Annotated in this window: 16 protein-coding genes and 1 pseudogene; 7 read left to right on the top strand and 10 right to left on the bottom strand. The window is 71.9% G+C overall.

The features are described 5' to 3' along the window. Positions 1–103: 103 nt before the first annotated feature. Complete coding sequence (locus tag OG289_RS33070; RefSeq protein WP_327317705.1) at positions 104–490, bottom strand: MGMT family protein; 387 nt, start codon at positions 488–490, stop codon at positions 104–106. A 186-nt stretch (positions 491–676) separates the two neighbouring features. Here OG289_RS33070 and OG289_RS33065 point away from each other — a divergent pair, with 186 nt between their 5' ends. From OG289_RS33065 to OG289_RS33055, 3 genes are all read left to right on the top strand, one after another. After that, positions 677–3,385 carry a lysylphosphatidylglycerol synthase domain-containing protein gene (locus tag OG289_RS33065; RefSeq protein ID WP_327317704.1) on the top strand — a complete coding sequence of 903 codons (2,709 nt, stop codon included), beginning with the start codon at positions 677–679 and terminating at the stop codon, positions 3,383–3,385. A gap of 74 nt (positions 3,386–3,459) precedes the next feature. After that, positions 3,460–5,001, top strand: a complete 1,542-nt coding sequence (locus OG289_RS33060; RefSeq protein ID WP_327317703.1) for an alpha/beta hydrolase — start codon at positions 3,460–3,462, stop codon at positions 4,999–5,001. A gap of 152 nt (positions 5,002–5,153) precedes the next feature. After that, a complete protein-coding gene (locus tag OG289_RS33055) occupies positions 5,154–6,719 on the top strand; it encodes an alpha/beta hydrolase (protein ID WP_327317702.1) in 1,566 nt (521 codons plus the stop codon). A gap of 86 nt (positions 6,720–6,805) precedes the next feature. Here OG289_RS33055 and moeZ read toward each other — a convergent pair whose 3' ends face one another. The 8 genes and pseudogenes from moeZ to OG289_RS33015 form a co-directional block, all read right to left on the bottom strand. Further along, on the bottom strand, positions 6,806–7,984 hold the full coding sequence (moeZ, locus tag OG289_RS33050; protein ID WP_327317701.1) for an adenylyltransferase/sulfurtransferase MoeZ: 1,179 nt from the start codon (positions 7,982–7,984) through the stop codon (positions 6,806–6,808). A gap of 63 nt (positions 7,985–8,047) precedes the next feature. Beyond that, positions 8,048–8,806 (bottom strand): spherulation-specific family 4 protein, encoded by a 759-nt coding sequence (locus OG289_RS33045; RefSeq protein WP_327317700.1) that lies wholly within the window; start codon positions 8,804–8,806, stop codon positions 8,048–8,050. Further along, a complete protein-coding gene (locus OG289_RS33040) occupies positions 8,794–9,756 on the bottom strand; it encodes an NAD-dependent epimerase/dehydratase family protein (RefSeq protein ID WP_327317699.1) in 963 nt (320 codons plus the stop codon). Before OG289_RS33040 ends, OG289_RS33045 begins: the two co-directional genes overlap by 13 nt. Positions 9,757–10,176: 420 nt before the next feature. Then, entirely contained in the window at positions 10,177–11,373 is a 1,197-nt protein-coding gene (locus tag OG289_RS33035; protein ID WP_327317698.1) for a hypothetical protein, read from the bottom strand. Next, the gene (locus OG289_RS33030; protein WP_327320879.1) at positions 11,370–13,097 is read right to left on the bottom strand and encodes a DUF3492 domain-containing protein; all 1,728 of its coding nucleotides are present in this window, start codon (positions 13,095–13,097) and stop codon (positions 11,370–11,372) included. The genes OG289_RS33035 and OG289_RS33030 overlap by 4 nt, the downstream gene beginning before the upstream one ends. Before the next feature lie 314 nt (positions 13,098–13,411). After that, a pseudogene (locus OG289_RS33025) lies at positions 13,412–13,501 on the bottom strand (Ms4533A family Cys-rich leader peptide); the annotation flags it as partial. 68 nt (positions 13,502–13,569) lie between these two features. Beyond that, positions 13,570–14,949 carry a DUF3152 domain-containing protein gene (locus tag OG289_RS33020; protein ID WP_327317697.1) on the bottom strand — a complete coding sequence of 460 codons (1,380 nt, stop codon included), beginning with the start codon at positions 14,947–14,949 and terminating at the stop codon, positions 13,570–13,572. 7 nt (positions 14,950–14,956) lie between these two features. Then, positions 14,957–15,934 carry an alpha/beta fold hydrolase gene (locus OG289_RS33015; protein WP_327317696.1) on the bottom strand — a complete coding sequence of 326 codons (978 nt, stop codon included), beginning with the start codon at positions 15,932–15,934 and terminating at the stop codon, positions 14,957–14,959. 240 nt (positions 15,935–16,174) lie between these two features. Here OG289_RS33015 and OG289_RS33010 point away from each other — a divergent pair, with 240 nt between their 5' ends. The 4 genes from OG289_RS33010 to OG289_RS32995 all read left to right on the top strand — a co-directional run bounded on the left by OG289_RS33010 (position 16,175) and on the right by OG289_RS32995 (position 18,088). Further along, positions 16,175–16,393 carry a hypothetical protein gene (locus OG289_RS33010; protein ID WP_327317695.1) on the top strand — a complete coding sequence of 73 codons (219 nt, stop codon included), beginning with the start codon at positions 16,175–16,177 and terminating at the stop codon, positions 16,391–16,393. A 180-nt stretch (positions 16,394–16,573) separates the two neighbouring features. After that, a complete protein-coding gene (locus OG289_RS33005; protein WP_327317694.1) occupies positions 16,574–17,215 on the top strand; it encodes a TetR/AcrR family transcriptional regulator in 642 nt (213 codons plus the stop codon). A 147-nt stretch (positions 17,216–17,362) separates the two neighbouring features. Then, positions 17,363–17,590 carry a DUF3107 domain-containing protein gene (locus tag OG289_RS33000; protein WP_020130831.1) on the top strand — a complete coding sequence of 76 codons (228 nt, stop codon included), beginning with the start codon at positions 17,363–17,365 and terminating at the stop codon, positions 17,588–17,590. 228 nt (positions 17,591–17,818) lie between these two features. Further along, entirely contained in the window at positions 17,819–18,088 is a 270-nt protein-coding gene (locus tag OG289_RS32995; protein WP_327317693.1) for a hypothetical protein, read from the top strand. An 18-nt stretch (positions 18,089–18,106) separates the two neighbouring features. On the opposite strand, the gene OG289_RS32990 is transcribed toward OG289_RS32995, so the two are convergent. Continuing rightward, positions 18,107–18,844, bottom strand: a complete 738-nt coding sequence (locus OG289_RS32990; protein ID WP_327317692.1) for a ferritin-like fold-containing protein — start codon at positions 18,842–18,844, stop codon at positions 18,107–18,109. Between the last annotated feature and the right edge of the window lie 160 nt (positions 18,845–19,004).

Below are 19,004 nucleotides of genomic sequence, written 5' to 3'. Positions count from 1 at the left end.
CGTGCCCCTCGAACGTACGTCATGCCACCGGCGTGCCCGGTTTCGCCGGTTTCCCCCGTACGGGCCTAAGGCTCCCCTCAGACACGTCCGATGGCGGAAGCTGTCAGGTGTGACCTTCCGCGCGTTCGCCGCCGTCCCACCGCGCCCGCCTCATGTCGAGGCGCGGCACGTGGCCCTCGGCTGCCCTGCTCGCCTGCTTCAGGGGAGTGCCCTCGACGCGGTAGTGGTCGAGCGCCCGCAGTTCGTGCCCCGGGAGCAGCACCCCGTCCGCGCGCACGACACGCCACCACGGGACGGCTCCCCCGTAGAGGGCCATCACGCGCCCGACCTGTCGGGGGCCGCCCTCCTCGAGCCATTCGGCGACGTCCCCGTACGTCATGACCCGCCCGGGCGGGATCAGCTCCGCGACCTCGAGGACCCGCTCGGCGTACTCCGGCAGGGTGTCCGTGTACTCCGGGCGGGCGTCGTCCGGAAGGCTCTGCTCGCTCATCCGCCCCATCCTGCCCCACCCCACCGACAATGCGACGGGTCCGCGACCCTGTGTGACCCTCGTCCCCGAGCGGCGCTTCGGGCAGACTGTGCGCCCCCGCATTTGCACCCTGATGCCCCCGTGCGCCGGTGGGGCATGCCACCATCGTGCGGGCGGTGACCGGTGATACGAGATCAAGAAGAGACGATGAAGCAGCAGGGCGTGCAGCCTGAGGACGCGGAGGACACCTCTGCCGCCGCGTCGCGCCCTGACATCACCGAAGAACCGGAACCACGGGACGAAGAGACACGGGAAGAGGTGCACATCGACGAGGTCGAGGGCGACGAACCGCTGCTCCCCGCGCGCGTGCACCGCCCTTCCGACCTGATGCGGCTGCTGGTCGGCGTACTCGCCGTCGTCCTGCTTCTGGCCATCGCCGCGTTCGCACACGGAACGACCTCGGGTCTCGAGCAGGACATCAACAAGGGCACCGGGCAGGCACCCGACCTCCTCATCAAGATCGCCGGGCTGGCCTCCAGCATCGCGATCCTGCTGGTGCCGGTCGCCTTCGCGATCGAGCGGCTGATCAAGCGGGACGGGCTGCGTATCGCCGACGGTGTGCTCGCCGCGGTCCTCGCACACGGTGTGACGCTCGCCACCGACCTGTGGGTCGCGAAGGCCGCGCCGGGCTCGATCCAGGAGGCGCTCACCCAGCCCTCCCCAGGTGACATCCACGCCCTCACCGACCCGGTGCACGGCTACCTCGCGCCCGTCATCGCGTACATGACGGCCGTCGGCATGTCCCGTCGGCCGCGCTGGCGCTCGGTGCTGTGGATCGTGCTGCTCCTCGACGCGTTCTCCATGCTCGTCACCGGCTACACGACACCGTTCTCGATCATCCTCACGGTGCTGATCGGCTGGACGGTGGCGTACGGGACGCTGTACGCGGTCGGCTCGCCGAACGTGCGTCCCACGGGACGGACGCTGATGGCGGGCCTGCGGCACGTCGGATTCCGCCCGGTGAGCGCGGCCCGCGAGGAGGGGCCGGACGCGGCGGAGGGCGACCGGGGCCGACGCTACTTCGTCACCCTGGAGGACGGGCCGCCGCTGGACGTCACGGTCGTCGACCGGGAACAGCAGGCCCAGGGGTTCTTCTACCGCGCCTGGCGCAATCTGACGCTGCGCGGCTTCGCCACCCGCAGCAGCCTCCAGTCGCTGCGCCAGGCGCTGGAGCAGGAGGCGCTGCTCGCCTACGCGGCCATCGCGGCCGGCGCCAACGCGCCGAAACTGATCGCGACGTCCGAGCTCGGCCCCGACGCGGTGATCCTCGTCTACGAGCACACCGGCGGCCGCACCCTCGACTCGCTCGCGGACGAGGAGATCACCGACGACCTGCTGCGCAACACCTGGCACCAGGTGCAGGCACTTCAGTCCCGACGCATCGCGCACCGTCGGCTCGCGGGTGACGCGATACTGGTGGATCGCTCCGGCACGGTGATCCTCACCGATCTGCGCGGCGGCGAGATCGCGGCCGGCGACCTGCTGCTGCGCATGGACGTCGCCCAGCTGGTGACGACGCTCGGCCTGCGGGTGGGCGCCGAACGGGCGGTGGCCTCCGCGGTGGGCGTGCTCGGACCGGACGCGGTCGCGGACTGTCTGCCGATGCTCCAGCCCATCGCCCTGACCCGCTCCACGCGCGCGACACTGCGCCGACTGGCACGCGAGCGTGCGCAGCGGGAACGCGAGGCGGTCCTGGAGGCCTCCCAGCAGGCAAAGCAGGCCCGTCTGGAGGCGACCGGGGACGGCGCCGAGGCCGTCGCCCTGGAAAAGCCCGCCAAGAAGGCCGTCCGCGCGGAGGCGCGGGCCGAGAAGCGGGCCATCGACGAGGCGCTGGAGGAGGCACGCGAGGAGGATCTGCTGACGCAGATCCGGCACCAGGTGCTGCTGATCCGGCCCCAGGCACCGGTGGAGCCGGCCCGCTTGGAGCGGGTGCGGCCACGCACCCTGATGAGCTTCATCGCCGGTGCCATCGGCGCGTACTTCCTGCTGACACAGCTCACCCACATCGAGTTCGGTCCGCTCGTCGCCAACGCCGAGTGGGGCTGGGTCGCCGCGGCCGTGTTCTTCTCGGCGTTGAGCTACGTCGCCGCGGCGATGAGCCTGCTGGGCTTCGTGCCGGAGCGGGTGCCGTTCCCGCGGACCGTGGCCGCGCAGGTCGCCGGGTCCTTCGTGAAGATCGTGGCCCCGGCCGCGGTCGGCGGGGTCGCCCTCAACACGCGCTTCCTCCAGCGGGCCGGGGTGCGGCCCGGGCTCGCGGTGGCCAGCGTCGGCGCCTCGCAGTTGTTCGGACTCGGCTGCCACATCCTGATGCTGCTGTCGTTCGGCTACCTCACCGGCACCGAGAAGACTCCGTCGCTGTCGCCGTCCCGCACGGTCATCGCGGGTCTGCTCACGGTGGCGGTGCTCGTGCTCGTGGTGACCTCGGTGCCGTTCCTGCGGAAGTTCGTCGTCACGCGCGTGAGGTCGCTGTTCGCGGGTGTCGTGCCACGCATGCTGGACGTGCTCCAGCGGCCGCAGAAGCTGGTCACCGGCATCGGCGGCATGCTGCTGCTCACCGCCTGCTTCGTGATGTGCCTGGACGCGTCGATCCGCGCGTTCGGCGACGAGTCGACCTCGCTCAGCATCGCCAGCGTCGCCGTCGTCTTCCTCGCCGGCAACGCGCTCGGCTCCGCCGCCCCGACGCCGGGCGGAGTGGGGGCCGTCGAGGCGACCCTGACGGTCGGTCTGATCGCGGTGGGCCTGCCCAAGGAGGTCGCCGCTCCCGCCGTGCTGCTCTTCCGCCTGCTGACGCTGTGGCTGCCCGTGTTGCCGGGGTGGCTCGCCTTCAACCAGTTGACCCGCAAGGGCGCCCTGTAGAAAGGCTCGGGCACCCGTACCTCGTACGGCCCGCGCCCCGCGCGCGTGCCCGTACGCGACCGCAGGATGGGATCATGCCGAACCCCTCCCGTCTGCGCGCCGCCGCCGTGACCGCAACCGCCCTCCTGCTGTCCTCCCTGGTGGGCTGCGGCGACGACGCGCAGGACGAGGATCTGACGGCGCAGAAGCTGAGCTGGAAGGACTGCCCGGCCCCCTCCCAGGCCGAGGGGGGCGGCAGCGCCCCGTCTCCGCTGCCGGACGGCGACCAGTGGCAGTGCGCCACGATGAAGGCGCCCCTCGACTGGAACGACCCCAAGGGCGACACGATCGACATCGCGCTGATCCGGGCCCGGGCGAGCGGCGACGCGAGCGGGCGGATCGGCTCACTGGTCTTCAACTTCGGCGGCCCGGGCGGCTCGGGCGTCTCCACCCTGCCCTCCTTCGGCGACGAGTACGCGGCCCTGCGCACCCGCTACGACCTCGTGAGTTTCGACCCGCGCGGGGTCGGTCGCAGCGCCGCCGTGCGGTGTGAGAACGACCAGCAGCTCGACGCGTACTTCCAGCAGGACGCCACACCCGACGACGCGGCCGAGCGCACCGCGCTCGTGGACAGCACCAAGGACTTCAACGCGGCCTGCGAGAAGAACTCCAAGAAGATGCTGCCGCTTGTGCGCACCACCGACGCGGCCCGCGACATGGACCTGATGCGCCAGGTGCTGGGCGACGACAGGCTGTACTACTTCGGCATCTCCTACGGCACCGAACTGGGCGGCGTGTACGCCCACCTGTTCCCGAAGCACGTGGGGCGTGCCGTCTTCGACGCCGTCGTCGACCCGACGCAGACGTCCGAGCAGGGCTCGCTCGGGCAGGCCAGGGGGTTCCAGCTCGCGCTCGACAACTTCGCCGAGGACTGCACCTCCAAGACGGCGGACTGCCCCGTCGGGGACACCGCGCAGGAGGTGAAGGACCGCATCGCCAGGCTCCTGAAAGACCTGGACGGCAAGCCGATCCCGGGCATCTTCCCGCGCGAACTGACCCAGAGCGCCGCGACCAACGGCATCGCGCAGGCCCTGTACTCGAAGGACTTCTGGGAGTACCTCACCGAGGGCCTGGAGCAGGCCTACGCCGGGGACGGGAAGATTCTGATGCTGCTGTCCGACCTGATGAACGGCCGCACCGTGAACGGTGAGTACAGCAACATCACGGCCGCCAACATCTCCATCAACTGCGCCGACGACAAGCCGCGTTACTCCACCGCCTACGTGGAGGAGAAGCTGCCGGAGTTCCGGGCCGCCTCCAGCCTGTTCGGGGACTTCCTGGCCTGGGGCATGGTCGGTTGCACCGACTGGGCCGTGCCGGGCGCGGCCGACCGTCCGGACGTGAGCGCGCCAGGATCGGCGCCGATCCTGGTCGTGGGCAACACGGGCGACCCGGCGACCCCGTACGAAGGGGCACGGAAGATGGTGGACGCGCTGGGCAAGGGTGTCGGGGTCGAGCTGACGTACAAGGGGCAGGGGCACGGTGCGTACGGCAGCAAGAACAAGTGCGTGCAGGCGGCGGTGAACGGCTATCTGCTGAACGGCAAGGTGCCGACCGCCGGGACCGTCTGCTCCTGACCCCCGCCGCCCCGGCACCCCTCACCATTTCCGGAAAACTCGCAGGTCAAAAGGTTATCCACAGGCTCCGACGGGCGGGCCTCGAGCCGCCTAATATGGCCTGACAGCCGTCCGCCGCCGAGTGCGGACGGCCTGCGAGGGGGGAAGTGCACATGGCGCGATTCGTACGGTGGACGGCGCTGGGGGCCGCCGCCACGCTGCTGGTGGCGGGCTGTAGCAGCGGCGCGTCGGACGGCGGCGAGGACGGCAAGGGCGGTTCGGCCGACGCCCGGCCCTCGGCCGGCTCCTCCGGAGCGACGGCCACGACGGCTGCCCTGCCCGCCTCACTGACCGGGCAGAAGCTCGACTGGGGGCGCTGCAAGGCCACCGCGGACTCCGCCGCGCCCGGCAGCGACTGGCAGTGCGCGACGCTGAAGGTGCCGCTGGACTGGTCGAAGCCGGACGGCAGCACCATCGGCCTCGCCCTGGTGCGCACCAAGTCCCGCGCCGACGGAAACGATCGGACCGGCTCGCTGCTGTTCAACTTCGGCGGCCCCGGCGGCTCGGGCGTATCGACGCTCCCCGCCTACGGCTCCACCTTCTCCTCGCTCCGCGACCACTACGACCTGGTGAGCTGGGACCCGCGCGGGGTCGGCGCCAGCGAGGGCGTCCGCTGCCGCAGCGACAAGGCGATCCAGACCGCCGAGTCCCTCGACTCCACGCCGGACACCCCGGCCGAGGAACAGGCCTACTTCAAGGACGCCACCGACTTCGGCAAGGGCTGCGAGAAGGCCGCGGGCAAGCTGATGGCCCACGTGTCGACGACCGACACCGCCCGCGACATGGACCTGATGCGCCAGGTCCTCGGCGATCCGAAGATGCACTACTTCGGCATCTCCTACGGCACCGAACTGGGCGGCGTGTACGCCCACCTGTTCCCGAAGCACGTGGGGCGCCTGATCCTCGACGCGGTCGTCGACCCGAGTGCCGACTCGGTGGGCCATGCGCAGAACCAGGCGCGCGGCTTCCAGCGGGCACTCGACGACTACCTCAAGTCGACGGGCCAGGACCCCGAGGAGGGCAGCAAGAAGATCGCGGACCTGCTGGACGGGATCGACGCCAAGCCGCTGCCCACCTCGGACGGGCGGAAGCTGACGCAGACGCTCGCGGTCACCGGCATCGTCCTGCCGCTGTACAGCAAGTCGAGCTGGCCGAGCCTGACCAGTGCCCTGAAGGCGGCCGAGGACGGGGACGGCTCCGAGCTGCTGACGCTCGCCGACGGCTACAACGAGCGGGACACGTCGGGGCACTACGGCACCACCACCCACTCGCAACGGGTCATATCGTGCTTGGACGACAAGCAGCGGCCGACCGCCGAGGAGACCAAGAAGCTGCTGCCGGAGTTCGAGAGGATCTCGCCCGTGTTCGGGGACTTCCTGGGCTGGGACACGGCCGGCTGGTGCCACGACTGGCCGGTGGCCGGGCAGTACGACACCCCGGAGGTGAGCGCAGCGGGCGCGGCGCCGATCCTGCTGGTCGGCAACACCGGGGACCCGGCGACACCGTACGAGGGCGCGCGGAAGATGGCGGACGAGCTCGGCAAGGGGGTCGGGGTGCTGCTCACCTGGAAGGGCGAGGGGCACGGTGCGTACGGGAGCGGGAGCACCTGCGTCGACTCGGCGGTGAACGCGTACCTGTTGAAGGGGACGGTACCGAAGGACGACACGGTCTGCTCATGACGACGGCGGGGGCTTCGCGCACTCGTGGTACGCGAAGCCCCCGCCGATCCGACCGGGAAGACCGGTGGGCAGAGCGTGCGGCCGGGTCAGTAGATCGGCTTGCTCGGCTCGATCTGGTTGACCCAGCCGATGACGCCGCCGCCGACGTGCACGGCGTCCGCGAAGCCCGCGGACTTCAGCACCGCGAGGACTTCCGCACTGCGGACACCCGTCTTGCAGTGCAAGACGATCTTCCTGTCCTGCGGCAGGCCCTCCAGGGCGGTGCCGAGGAGGAACTCGTTCTTCGGGATCAGCCTGGCACCCGGGATGGAGACGATCTCGTACTCGTTCGGCTCGCGGACGTCGATGATCTCGATGCTCTCGCCGTCGTCGATCCACTCCTTGAGCTGCTTGGGAGTGATCGTCGAGCCGGCGGCCGCCGCCTGGGCCTCCTCGGAGACGACGCCGCAGAAGGCCTCGTAGTCGATGAGCTCGGTGACGGTCGGGTTCTCGCCGCAGACCGCGCAGTCGGGGTCCTTGCGGACCTTGACCTGGCGGTACTGCATCTCCAGGGCGTCGTAGATCATCAGGCGGCCGACGAGCGGCTCGCCGATGCCCGCGAGGAGCTTGATGGCCTCGTTGACCTGGATGGAGCCGATGGACGCGCACAGCACGCCCAGGACGCCGCCCTCGGCGCAGGAGGGGACCATGCCCGGCGGCGGGGGCTCCGGGTAGAGGCAGCGGTAGCAGGGACCGTGCTCGGACCAGAAGACGGACGCCTGGCCGTCGAAGCGGTAGATCGAGCCCCACACGTACGGCTTGTTCAGCAGCACGCACGCGTCGTTGACCAGGTAGCGGGTCGCGAAGTTGTCCGTGCCGTCGACGATCAGGTCGTACTGGCTGAAGATGTCCATCACGTTCTCGGCCTCGAGCCGCTCTTCATGAAGGACCACGTTCACGTACGGGTTGATGCCGAGGACGGAGTCGCGGGCGGACGCAGCCTTGGAGCGGCCGATGTCGGCCTGGCTGTGGATGATCTGCCGCTGCAGGTTCGACTCGTCGACCTCGTCGAACTCCACGATGCCGAGCGTGCCCACGCCCGCCGCGGCCAGGTACATCAGCGCCGGCGAGCCCAGGCCGCCGGCGCCCACACAGAGCACCTTGGCGTTCTTCAGCCGCTTCTGCCCGTCCATCCCGACATCCGGGATGATCAGGTGGCGGGAGTACCGGCGAACCTCGTCTACGGTGAGCTCAGAGGCTGGCTCGACCAGGGGTGGCAGCGACACGGGGACTCCGTTGGTCGGTCGATCACTACGGTTGTTCTCCCCGTAACACTGCCATGGCCTTCTTCATTCCGAGACACCTGTTCCGATCCGCGAGACAAGTTCGTCCCAGTAGCCGGGCATGGTCTCCCAAGGGCCCGCCAGGCGGCCGCGGGCGGCCGCGTCGGTGAACCAGATCGTCGCGGCGCCCTGCCAGCGGGCGATGCGCAGCGCCTCGTCGAGGTGGCCGCACGGTACGCCGTGCACGAAGTGGCAGAAGCGCTCGGGCGGATGGTCCGAGGTCCACTCGGCCACCTGCGACCAGCGGTAGTCGCTCCAGGCGCCGGAGAAGGTGACCAACTGGTCGGCGTGCTCGGCGTATCCGGGGAACGGATGGGTGCCGTGGCCGAGGACGATGTGGGGCGCGTCGTGCAGCGTGCGGAGCGTGCCGACGATGCGGCGCAGTTCGGGGAGCGCGGTGCGCTCGGCCGGGCAGCGGTCAAGGAGGAAGCCGTCGACCTGGTACCAGTCGAGGTACCGCTGAGCGTCGGAGACGACCTCGGCGAAGGCGCGGGCTCCATAGCGGGTGTCGAGGTTCCCGAGCACACGGACGCCCCCGTTGCGGAGCCGGCCCGCGGATTCCAGGCAGCGCGGGTCGGGGCTGACACCGGGGCCGTCGGCGACGTCGAGAACGACCCAGTGCAGGGGTCTGCCGGGGCGGGCGAGTTCGCCCCACTCGGTCGGCGCGAGGAGGGGGTGCGCGATACCGGGGACGCCGAGGCCGGTGCGGACGTCGGTGGTCCCGGCGCTCGCGGTGCCCGCCGGGGTTCCGGTCAGATACGACATGCCGCCTCCATCCAGATGTCGGCGAGGGACTCCTCGAGATTGATCCGGGGCCGCCAGCCGAGCCGGTCGCGGGCGGTGCGCACATCGGCCTGCTGCCAGCTGCCGCAACCGTCCGGGTACGGGTACGCGACGGGGCCGGCGTGGTCGGACTCGGGGCGGGGGTGGCCGATGGCGGGCCTGAGATGGCCGCCGGGTGGGCCGTCGAGCTCGTGGAGGGCTCCGCCGAATCCGGCCACGCGGGCGAGGATCGAGGCGGCGTCGCGCAGCCGGACGGCGCGGCCCGAGCCGATGTTGATGACGCCCTGCGCGGCGGAGAGCGAGGCGGCGTGCACGGCGCGGGCCACGTCGCGGACGTCGATGAAGTCGCGCTGCACACCGAGCCCGCCGAGCTTGAGCTCGCCGTCGCCGGACTGCATGGCGCGGCGCATCGCCTCGGCGAGCCGGCCCAGCGGGGAGCCGGCGGGCGTGCCCGGGCCGGCGGGCGAGAAGACCCGGAGCACGACGGCGTCCAGTCCGGAGCCGAGGACGAGCTCGGTGGCGGCGAGCTTGCTGACGCCGTACGGGCCACCGGGGCGGGGCACGGCGTCCTCGGCCGTGGAGGAGCCGGGCTGGCTCGGGCCGTACTCTGCGCCGCAGCCGATCTGCACCAGCCGGGCGCCGCAGCCGCTGCGGCGCAGGGCCTCGCAGACGGTGGCGACGGCGACGGTGTTGTGCCGGGTGAGTTCGCGGGCGCCGCCGCGGGTGGTGCCCGCACAGTTGACGACGACCTGGGGGTGTACCGCGTCGAGGAAGCGGGTGAGTGCGCCGGGGCTGCCGGACGCGAGGTCGAAGCGGACGTCGGCGTCGTCGCCGCGGCCGAGCGCGGTGAGCTGGACGGCCGGGTCGGCGAGCAGACGGTCGGCGACGAAACGGCCGAGGTAGCCGTTGGCTCCGATCAGCAGAACCCTCATCGTGCGGCTCCCTGGATGTGCGCGGCGGCTGTCGCCGGGGCTGCGTGGGCTTCGGTCGCCCTGTGTGCTCCGGCTGCTCCTGCGACCGCGGGGGCTCCTGTGACCGCGGGGGCTCCTGCGACCGCGGGTGCCCCGGTGGCTCCGGTCGCTCCGGATCGGGAGGTGGTCATCTGGTCTCTCCTTCAGGGGTGTTGCGCTGGGTTGCGGCTGGGTGGAGGAGCGCGTGCGTCGTGCGGTCGGGGCACGGTGGGGGTTGCGCTGCGCGCGTTGGCCGGGGTGCCGACGGCCGGCACCGGGCGGGGGTGGGCCACTGGTGCGCGGCAGCCGAGGGGCGGTGCCGCAAGGCTGCCGGGCCCATCCCCGGACTCGGCGGGACGGCTTCCGGAGTCGCCCGGAGGGGCGGGCGGGGGCGGGCTCGAGTCAGCACGGCTGGTCCGTCCGTGCGTGCGCCGAGGCCCTGGTCAGGGTGCGGGTCGCGTGGATCAGCAGGGTCACGGCCCCGGCTCCGCAGACGAGGGACGGGACACCGGCCGGGCCCCAGGCGGCCACGAGCCTCTCCACGGGCATGGCCAGGAAGCCGCAGCCGGGAAGACGGCCGGCGAAGACCGAGGCCGGGGCGAGCACCTCTGCCGCGCCGACGGTTCCGAGGACGACCGCCGGGGCGTGGGTGAAGCCGTGCACGGTGAGGAGGCGGGCGAGAAAGAAGAGCGCGCCCAGGGTGAGGGTCTGGCCGTGGTCGGCGGGCTCACCCAGGACCGTGGCGCAGAGGGCGTCCAGTGCGGCGAGCGCGCACATGAACAGGGTGAGGGTGCCGAGCAGCAAGGGCTGCACGGAGGCGGCGAACTCCTGCAGGCCACGGCTGCTGTCCAGGCGTCGCCGGGCGCGTACGGCGAGGAAGTGGGCGCTCCAGGCGGCGGGCGCGCAGGCCAGGGCGAGGGTCAGCAGGGGGACGGCGGCGAGGGGCCAGGGGCCGTCGGCCGTCCCGTCGGGCAGGCCGTCGGGGCCTCCGCCGACGGCGGCGCGCAGGAGACCGTCGCCGAGGGCCGCGTAGCCGAGGAGCCAGCAGGACCAGGCGCCCGCCCGGTGCGGGCCGGGGCGGGCGCCGCCGGACGGGCTCAGCGGGCCCCGGCGCAGTGCCGCCCCCAGGGCAAGGGTCACGGCGAGGATGCCCGCGGCGGCCACGAGGAGACACGTCCGCCCCTGGGTGAGGCGTACGCCGGTCACGGTCGCGGCGCACAGGGCGCCGGGCAGGAGGGTGATCAGCGCCCAGTCCAGGCGGGGCCGCGGGATCGCGGTGGGTGTGATGGGCGGGGGTGCGTCGCCGTCGCGGGGGACGCGGGCGTACATCTCCTCGGCGAGGGAGAAGACGTCCCGGTGCCGGAAGCGGGCGGCGGTGCGGTCGGTGACCCCGTGGGCCTCCAGGCCCGCCGCGATCTCCAGCGGGTCGACGGCCCGTTCGCACAGCTCACGGTGACGGTGCATCAAGACCTTCACCGGGTCCGCGGCGCCACGGCGGGGGGCGGCCGGCTCACGTCCGTCGGCGATCGCGTCGGCGTCGGTGCGCGCACCGACGCCTCCCGCCGACTCCGGCCGGTCCAGTTCGTCGAGCCCGCTCATCGTGCCCCCTCCGTCGCGGCGACCGGCGTGGTGCCGCGTTCCGGCGGCCCCGCCGCCCAGCCCGGGCTGCGCCGGGCGGTGGCGGGCGTGCCCAGGCCGGTCCACAGGCCTGGCAGTCGCGCCTCGGCCGGGACGGCGAACGGTCGGGGTTCGCCGTGGTCGTCGAGGACGAACCGACGGACCGGGGCCTGGGAGACGAGCTCCAGGTAGATGCCGTGGAACGCCGTGATGTTCTGCTCGACCGTGAACAGTTCGAGGGCGCGGGCGCGGGCGGCGGCGCCCAGGCGCGCACGGCGCTCGGGGTCGCGCAGCAGCGCCACGCACGCCTCCGCGAGCGCCCGTGGATTGCGCGGCGGGACGACCAGTCCCGTGCCGCCGATGACCTCGACCACCGCGCCGACGTCGGTCGACACGGTCGCCCGGCCGCAGAACATCGCCTCGACCAGGCCGACCGGGAACCCCTCGACGACGCTGGACAGGACGACGACCGCGCCGGCGGCGTACGCCTCGGCCAGGATGGGCGCCTCCGGGCCGCCGATCTCCTCGAAGGAGACAGGGTTGTCGCCGACGGCGTGCGGTCCGTCCGCCTCGTCGGGGAAGAGCTGTGCGGCCAGCATCCGGCAGTGGCCGAGGTAGGCGCGGCCCTCCGTACCGGTCGGCGCGCCGATGATCCGCAGGCGGGTGCGGGGCTCCTCCTTGCGGACCTCCGCGAAGGCGTGCAGCAGCGACACCAGGTCCTTCACCGGTTCCACCCGGCCGACCCACACCAGGGTGTGCGGGTCCGCGCTGTCCGGGGCGTCGCCCACCTCGGCGAAGCGGGACGCCTCCATGCCCGGGTAGACGGTGCGCAGTTTGGCGCGGTCGGCGCCGCAGCGCTCCTGCCAGCGGCGGGCGTGCCTGTTGCCTGGCGTGACGCACGCCGCCTGCCGGTAGACCTCGGCCGCGAGCCGGCCGTGGAAGGCGGCGAGCAGGGCACGTACGGCGGGGGCCTCGCCGGAGCTCAGATAGTGCGTCCGCAGCCGCACCCCGTACTCGGTCACCAGCAGCGGCACGTCGAAGAAGTGCTGTGCGAGCAGCCCGGGCAGGGCCGCCGGGCCGCCGGACGTGGCATGACACAGGTCGACCGAGCCGAGACCCTCTCCCCCGTCGCCCGCCTCGTCGTCGTACCAGTCGAGCGAGAGGGGGCGCAGGGCGCGTTCGAGGTGTGCGGCGACGGCGAGCAGGTCGGGTACGCGCGCCTCACGCGCCGTGCGCAGTGCGCCGGGCGCGCGGCAGGCACGTTCCAGGGCGCGCACGGCGCCCTCGGAGCGGAGCGCTCCCACCAGCCCGCCCTCGTCCCGGGCGAGTTCGGCAAGGCCGTACAGCGCGTTGGCGAAACGGTCCGCCTGAGCAGCCGAACCGGCCCCCGAGGGGTCCGCCGGGTCCGGCGACTCGCCCTCGCACAGGGCGGCCACCAGTTCGCCGTAGCACTCCGCGAAGCGGCGGCGCGCCCGCCGGCCGTACGCGACCCCGTCGTCCTCGGCCGTCCACAGCGGCGCCGTGCGCACCCGGCTGACCTGCGGCGGCAGCTCGATCCAGCCCGCGTCCTCCTGGTGTTCGGCGCGACTGAGCGCGTAGACGTCGAACTCGTGCTGCCCGAGCCCGCGCACGAGCCGGTCGCACCAGAGCCCGGCGTCACCGCTCACATACGGATAGCCACCCTCCGTAAGCAGTCCGATGCGCACGCGCACCCCCGATCTCCCGTTTGGGGAGCCGCCGTTGACCCGGCGGCTCGCAGCGGGACGAACGTATGCGGACAAGGCGGTGGCGCGATGGACGGTTGTCCGTCGCGCCACCAAAAGGGGTGAACGGTCGTAACTTTCCCGTGCAGGTCGCGTTCGGTCGCGCTAGGAGATCATCCAACCCCGAAACGTTACGCCACACATGCCACACGGGCGTCGTCGGACGACAGCGACTGCGCAGGTCGTCGAAAGAACCGCGACCGAGTCACGGAAGAGGAAGAAGGTCGCGACGCGAACGCCAGAGGCGGGCGTCGACTGCAGAGAATGTCTGCCACGCAGAGCGCGGTCACGCCGATGAGCGCCGGCTCGATGGCGGCGCTGCCGTCGACGGTACGACCAGACCACACGCAGCGACATGGAGGAACTTTCTGGGCATGTCAACGTGACTTATGAGACGTTTGTCAACCCATGAGGGTCAACTCTTGGGATACGGCCAGGCGTTGGGCAGACAGTGGATCCCGTTGTGGTCGAGGAACTTCGTCTGCTGCTGCATGACCGGCGCGAGGTCGCCGTCCTTGTCGCACGTGACATGGTTGTAGCCGAGCCGGTGACCGACCTCGTGGTTGATCAGCATCTGCCGGTAGGCGTACATCTCGTCGCCGTAGGTCTTCGAGCCCTGCGCCCACCGGTAGGCGTTGATCATCACCCGCTCGGTGGCGGCGGAGTCGCAGGAGACGTTGTCCACGGTGATGTCCAGGCCCGACTTGGCGCACCAGACGGCGGTGGTGCCGGGGCTGGCCAGCGTGATGACGAAGTCCGGCTTGCCCGAGTGGATCCGCTCGAACGTGCGGGCGCCGTTGTGGGCCCAGCTGCGGTTGTCGTTGAGCGTCTTCTGCACGGCCTGCGCGAAGAGTTCGCCGTCGAGCCCGAGGCCCTGCTCCACGTCCACGCGGTAGGTGTACTTCTGGCCCTTGCCGGGCGCCTTGTCGGCACCTGCGATCGCGTCGAACTCCCCCGACCCTTTGAGCTTGGCGCCGAGCGCGTACCTCGTGTCCATCTGCTGCGCGTACGTCAGTGCGGCCGTGCCGGGGGAAACGGACGGGCTCGGCCGGTCGTCCCCGCGCGCGGCGTCGTCGAGGGCGTCACGGGCCTGGTCGGTCGCGGACTGCGACCGGACGTCGTCGTCCCGCCCGCCGGTGACCTGCCCGGCCACCACGACGGCCAGCACGGTGGTGACGGCGGCGGCCGCGATGCCGACGAACGTCCGCCCCTTGGCGCCCTTCACGGACACTGGCTCGCCGGTGGGCGGCGAGTCGTCGCCCCCCGCGAAGCCGGCCGGGGCGGTCGAACGGGAGACGGTGTCCCGGTCGGCGAGGTCGGCATCGGGGGCGACGTAAGGGGTCTGCCCACGCGCACGCGTCGACGAAAACGGCGTCCCCGCGCGCGTGAAGACGTCGTCGTCGCCCTCGACGAAGGCGTCGAGGTAGTCCTGGCGCGGGCCCTGACGGGGGCCCTGGCGCGGGCCGCCCGGAGGCATCGGTCGCTGACGCGGTATCACGGGCTGCCCGGTACCCGTCTGGCGTCCTCTCAAGTCACCCCAGCCGCCCCCGGTTTCTCGCTGTTCGGGGTGGCCGCCCCGCACCTGCGGGAACCCGTGGGCGGGCGTCCCGTCGGGGAAGCGGGGCACTCCGCGCGCGGGGGTGCCGTCGTAGCCCGGGGGCGGGGTCGGGGCCTCGGTGCGGGCGCCCCGGGTGCCCCCTTGCGCAGGCCCTGGGGAAGCCTCCTGCGACGCGCCCTTGGGGACGCCTTTCGCGGCGCCCTTGGGCGCCGGTCCACGCCGGCTGTGGCGTCCCACGTCGGCCTCAGCCCCCCGCGGTCTCGGTCGTGGTCGCGGTCTCGGCGAGGAGCTCGCGGACCGCCGTCGCCACCGTCTCGGGGTACTCCATCATCGCCACGTGCCCGGCGTCCGGCAGCGTGAGCAGTCGGGAGTCACGGAAGGAGCGGGCGGCCCGCTGGGCCATGCGGAAGCCGACGAGCTGGTCGCGGCCGCCGTAGACGAGGAGCGTCGGGGCGAGGATGCGCTCGGCCTGGCGCCACAGCCCGTGCTGGCCGCCCAGCGTGTACGCGCTGAGCAGCCCGCGCGTGGAGCGCGTCAACGCGTCCCAGAAGTACGGCAGTTGCAGCCGTCGCTCCAGTTCCTCCACCGCGTGGCGGAACGCCTCCGGCGAGACCCGCCCGGGATCGCCGTAGCAGAGCGCCGTGACGCCGCGGACGCGCTGTTCGGCCGTCCACTCCCGGGTGAACCGGCTGAAGAGCGCGGCCACGCCGGGCAGGCCGACCAGACCCGTGGGCACCGCGGTCCGCTGGACACGCAGCTCGGGCAGCGCGGGCGAGACCAGCGTCAGCGTCCGCACGAGGTCGGGCCGGACCGCGGCCACGCGCGTGGACACCGCGCCGCCGAGGGAGTTGCCGAAGAGGTGGACGGGCCCGCGGTCGGCGGCGTCGAGGTGGCGGATCACGGCACGCGCGTGTGCCGTGATGGAGTAGTTGCCGTCGTCCGGTGGCGGGGAGTCGCCGAAGCCCGGCAGATCGACGGCCTCGCTCGCCACGACCCCGTCGAGCAGCGCCATCAGCGCCGACCAGTTCTGCGAGGAACCGCCCAGGCCGTGCACGTACAGTGCCGGCTCGAGCCCCTCGCGCGCGGGCGGCCTGGAACGGATCGCCAGCGTGACGCCCGGCAGCCTCGCCGACCGGAGCCGCTCGCCCTCGGCGACCCGCACTGCGATCGCCTTCGGCAGCACACTGGTGGGCGGCACGGAGGGCAGCTCGGTCGAAGACATGCGGCAATGTTACGAGACGATCACGCACGGCCTTGTGTGTTCGCCGTCACACACGCGGGTCCAACGCATGTCGAGACCCACACCGCACCGGCACCGCTCCCTCGCCATACCGGCGCGAATCAGGGGCACTCCGCATACGGATCGCATAGCGTCCGAAACGGGTGTCTCCTAGGCTCGTACCGAGGGCACCCGCTTGTTGCCCTGCAGCTCGCAGGGACGTTCGGAGGAAGGGAGCCCACCATGGCCGTTGACCCCACCGACCCGGAGACGTTCGAAGAGGACGACGACTTCGGGGAGATCGACGTCGAGGCGCCGGAGAACGACGCCGCCGAGCAGTACACGGACGTCACACCGGAGCGCGACGACCCCCTGGAGGACGTGGACCCCGCCCAAGCCAACGAGGCCGATCGCGTCGAACAGGCTCGCGTCGTCTCACTCGACGAGGACGACTATCGCTGACCGGCACCAAGCTGGAGCGGGCCGGAGTATGCCCGGAAGATACCGGTTCAAAACCATCTCTACCGCTTTTGCCGACGTCCGGTCCGTGAAATTCTGCGCTCGCACCGCGCACAGCACGGTTACCGAAAAGTACGATGGCGGCGCGGCGCTCACCGCATGAGGACGACTTTGGGAGGCGGCGTGACAGCCATCGAGCAGACAGAGGCGGCGCGCCCGCGGGGCACACGCCTGCCGCGCCGTGCCCGACGGAACCAGCTGCTGGGCGCCGCCCAGGAAGTCTTCGTCGCACAGGGCTATCACTCGGCCGCGATGGACGACATCGCCGAGCGGGCCGGCGTCAGCAAGCCGGTGCTCTACCAGCACTTCCCCGGCAAGCTCGACCTCTATCTCGCCCTGCTGGACCAGCACTGCGAGTCCCTCATCCAGGCCGTGCGCGGTGCGCTCGCCTCGACGAGCGACAACAAGCAGCGCGTGCGGGCCACCATGGACGCGTACTTCGCGTACGTGGAGGACGACGGCGGCGCCTTCCGTCTGGTCTTCGAGTCGGACCTGACGAACGAGCCCGCGGTGCGCGAGCGCGTCGACAAGGTCACCACCGAGTGCGCCGAGGCGATCTGCGAGGTCATCGCCGAGGACACCGGCCTCTCGCGCGCGGAGTCGATGCTGCTCGCCTCGGGTCTGGGCGGCCTCGCGCAGGTCGTGGCCAGGTCCTGGCTGCACAGCGACCGCAGCGTCCCGCGCGACCAGGCGGTGCAGCTGCTGGCCTCGCTGGCCTGGCGGGGCATCGCCGGTTTCCCGCTGCACGGCACCGATCAACACTGACCCGCGGGGGCGCTCGGCCGTTTGTTCCCGCTCGTTGTTCGCTCCTGGCGTGGACGGCCGCACCGTGTACGTCCCCTCACCGGGCTAGTGTGTGCAGCGTACGGCGCGGACGCCCGCGCACCTCATGACCGTCGGAGGGACATAGCCGTGGAGGTCAAGATCGGCGTGCTGCACGCGCCTCGCGAGATCGTTCTGGAGAGCGGTCAGACTCCCGAGGAGGTCGAGCGCGTGGTGGCCGAGGCACTGGCCGGGAAGTCGCAGCTGCTCAGCCTCGTGGACCAGCACGGCCGCAAGGTCCTGGTTCCGGCCGACCGTCTGGCCTACGTCGAGCTGGGCGAGCCCGCCCCGCGCAAGGTGGGCTTCGGCGCACTGTAGACGAAGCGACGAAGAGGGGCCCGGTGACCGTTCGGTCGCCGGGCCCCTCTTCCGTCCGCCCGGCTGCCGGGCTCTCTTCCGTTCTTCCGTCCGCCCGCGTGTTCGCTGTCGGCGTTCTCTCCACAGATGGAACACAACTCGACCACAGAGGAGGATTGCATTCCGCAGGTCACGGGTATGACCGGCTACGACCTTGGCGCACAGCCCCGCCGTCCGGGAGGGACCCACATGATCTTGGAAGCGCTCGGCTCCGCTGTGCTCGGTATCGTGCTCGCGTGGACGGCGGTCCACCGCCTCTCCCACCGCCTGCCGGTCCGCACCCTCGTCCTCGCGACGGGAGTCGCCGGAGCCCTGTTCGGTGACTTCGTCACCCACAGCGCGCTGGGCCCCGGCACCATCCTGCCGAGCCTTCTCGGCGCGGCGATCGTCTCCGCCGCCTCGCTCTCCCTGCTGCTGCGCCCGGCCGGCAGACTCCGGCGACGATCGGCCCCGGCGTAAGCCGGGCGCGGGTGCGCCTTAGGCCGCCAGCCCCAGCGCCGCCATCCGCTTCGTGTGCGCCTCGGTGATCCGGGAGAACATCCGGCCCACCTCGGCGAGGTCGAAGCCGTCCGCGACGCCGCCCACGAGCATCGTCGACAGCGCGTCGCGGTCCGCGACCACCCGCTGGGACTGCGACAGGGCCTCGCCCATCAGCCGCCTCGCCCACAGCGCGAGCCGGCCGCCGACTCGCGGCTCCGCGTCGATCGCGGCACGCACCCGGTCCACGGCGAAGCCGGCGTGTCCGGTGTCGTCGAGCACGGCCAGCACCAGGGCGCGGGTGTCGCTGTCCAGGCGCGCCGCGACCTCACGGTAGAAGTCGCTGGCGATCGAGTCGCCGACGTACGCCTTGACGAGGCCCTCCAGCCAGTCCGAGGGTGCCGTCTGCCGGTGGAAGCCGTCGAGCGCGGCGACGAACGGCTCCATCGCCAGCGTCGGCTCCTCGCCGATCTCCGTGAGCCGGTCGCGCAGCCGCTCGAAGTGGTGGAACTCGGCGGACGCCATCTTGGCCAGCTCCGCCTTGTCCTCCAGCGTGGGCGCCAGCTTGGCGTCCTCCGCGAGCCGCTCGAACGCCGCCAGCTCGCCGTACGCCAACGCACCCAGCAGGTCCACGACCGCGGCCTGGTACTGCGGGTCGGCGGAGGCCTTCGCCCAGTCCTGGGCGGCGATTCCGGTGGTGGTGTTCTCAGGCTTGTCAGAGGTCGTCATGAAGCGCACAATAGCCCGCTCGCCGCACGGTGGAAGTCCCTGGTCAGTCAGTGTGACAACGAAGACGTACGGAACCGCGTCCGGCACTGTGACAACCACAACGTGACCGAATCGGCCATCGCGTGTGCACGATTCCGGGGTATGGTGGTAATGCGCCTGCCGAATATTC

Origin of the sequence: Streptomyces sp. NBC_01235, assembly GCF_035989285.1 — a bacterium.
Taxonomy (GTDB): Bacteria; Actinomycetota; Actinomycetes; order Streptomycetales; family Streptomycetaceae; genus Streptomyces.
Note: the sequence above shows the minus strand (reverse complement) of the source record. Positions and strands in the feature narration are given on the sequence as shown.

Excerpts from the sequence above, each read along its gene's own strand:
- OG289_RS33040 (WP_327317699.1), bottom strand. The coding sequence starts at position 9,756 with ATGAGGGTTCTGCTGATCGGAGCCAACGGCTACCTCGGCCGTTTCGTC.
- OG289_RS33010 (WP_327317695.1), top strand. The coding sequence starts at position 16,175 with ATGGCCGTTGACCCCACCGACCCGGAGACGTTCGAAGAGGACGACGAC.
- OG289_RS33070 (WP_327317705.1), bottom strand. The coding sequence starts at position 490 with ATGAGCGAGCAGAGCCTTCCGGACGACGCCCGCCCGGAGTACACGGAC.
- OG289_RS33060 (WP_327317703.1), top strand. The coding sequence starts at position 3,460 with ATGCCGAACCCCTCCCGTCTGCGCGCCGCCGCCGTGACCGCAACCGCC.
- OG289_RS33055 (WP_327317702.1), top strand. The coding sequence starts at position 5,154 with ATGGCGCGATTCGTACGGTGGACGGCGCTGGGGGCCGCCGCCACGCTG.
- OG289_RS33065 (WP_327317704.1), top strand. The coding sequence starts at position 677 with ATGAAGCAGCAGGGCGTGCAGCCTGAGGACGCGGAGGACACCTCTGCC.
- OG289_RS33045 (WP_327317700.1), bottom strand. The coding sequence starts at position 8,806 with ATGTCGTATCTGACCGGAACCCCGGCGGGCACCGCGAGCGCCGGGACC.
- OG289_RS32995 (WP_327317693.1), top strand. The coding sequence starts at position 17,819 with ATGATCTTGGAAGCGCTCGGCTCCGCTGTGCTCGGTATCGTGCTCGCG.
- OG289_RS33015 (WP_327317696.1), bottom strand. The coding sequence starts at position 15,934 with ATGTCTTCGACCGAGCTGCCCTCCGTGCCGCCCACCAGTGTGCTGCCG.
- OG289_RS33035 (WP_327317698.1), bottom strand. The coding sequence starts at position 11,373 with ATGAGCGGGCTCGACGAACTGGACCGGCCGGAGTCGGCGGGAGGCGTC.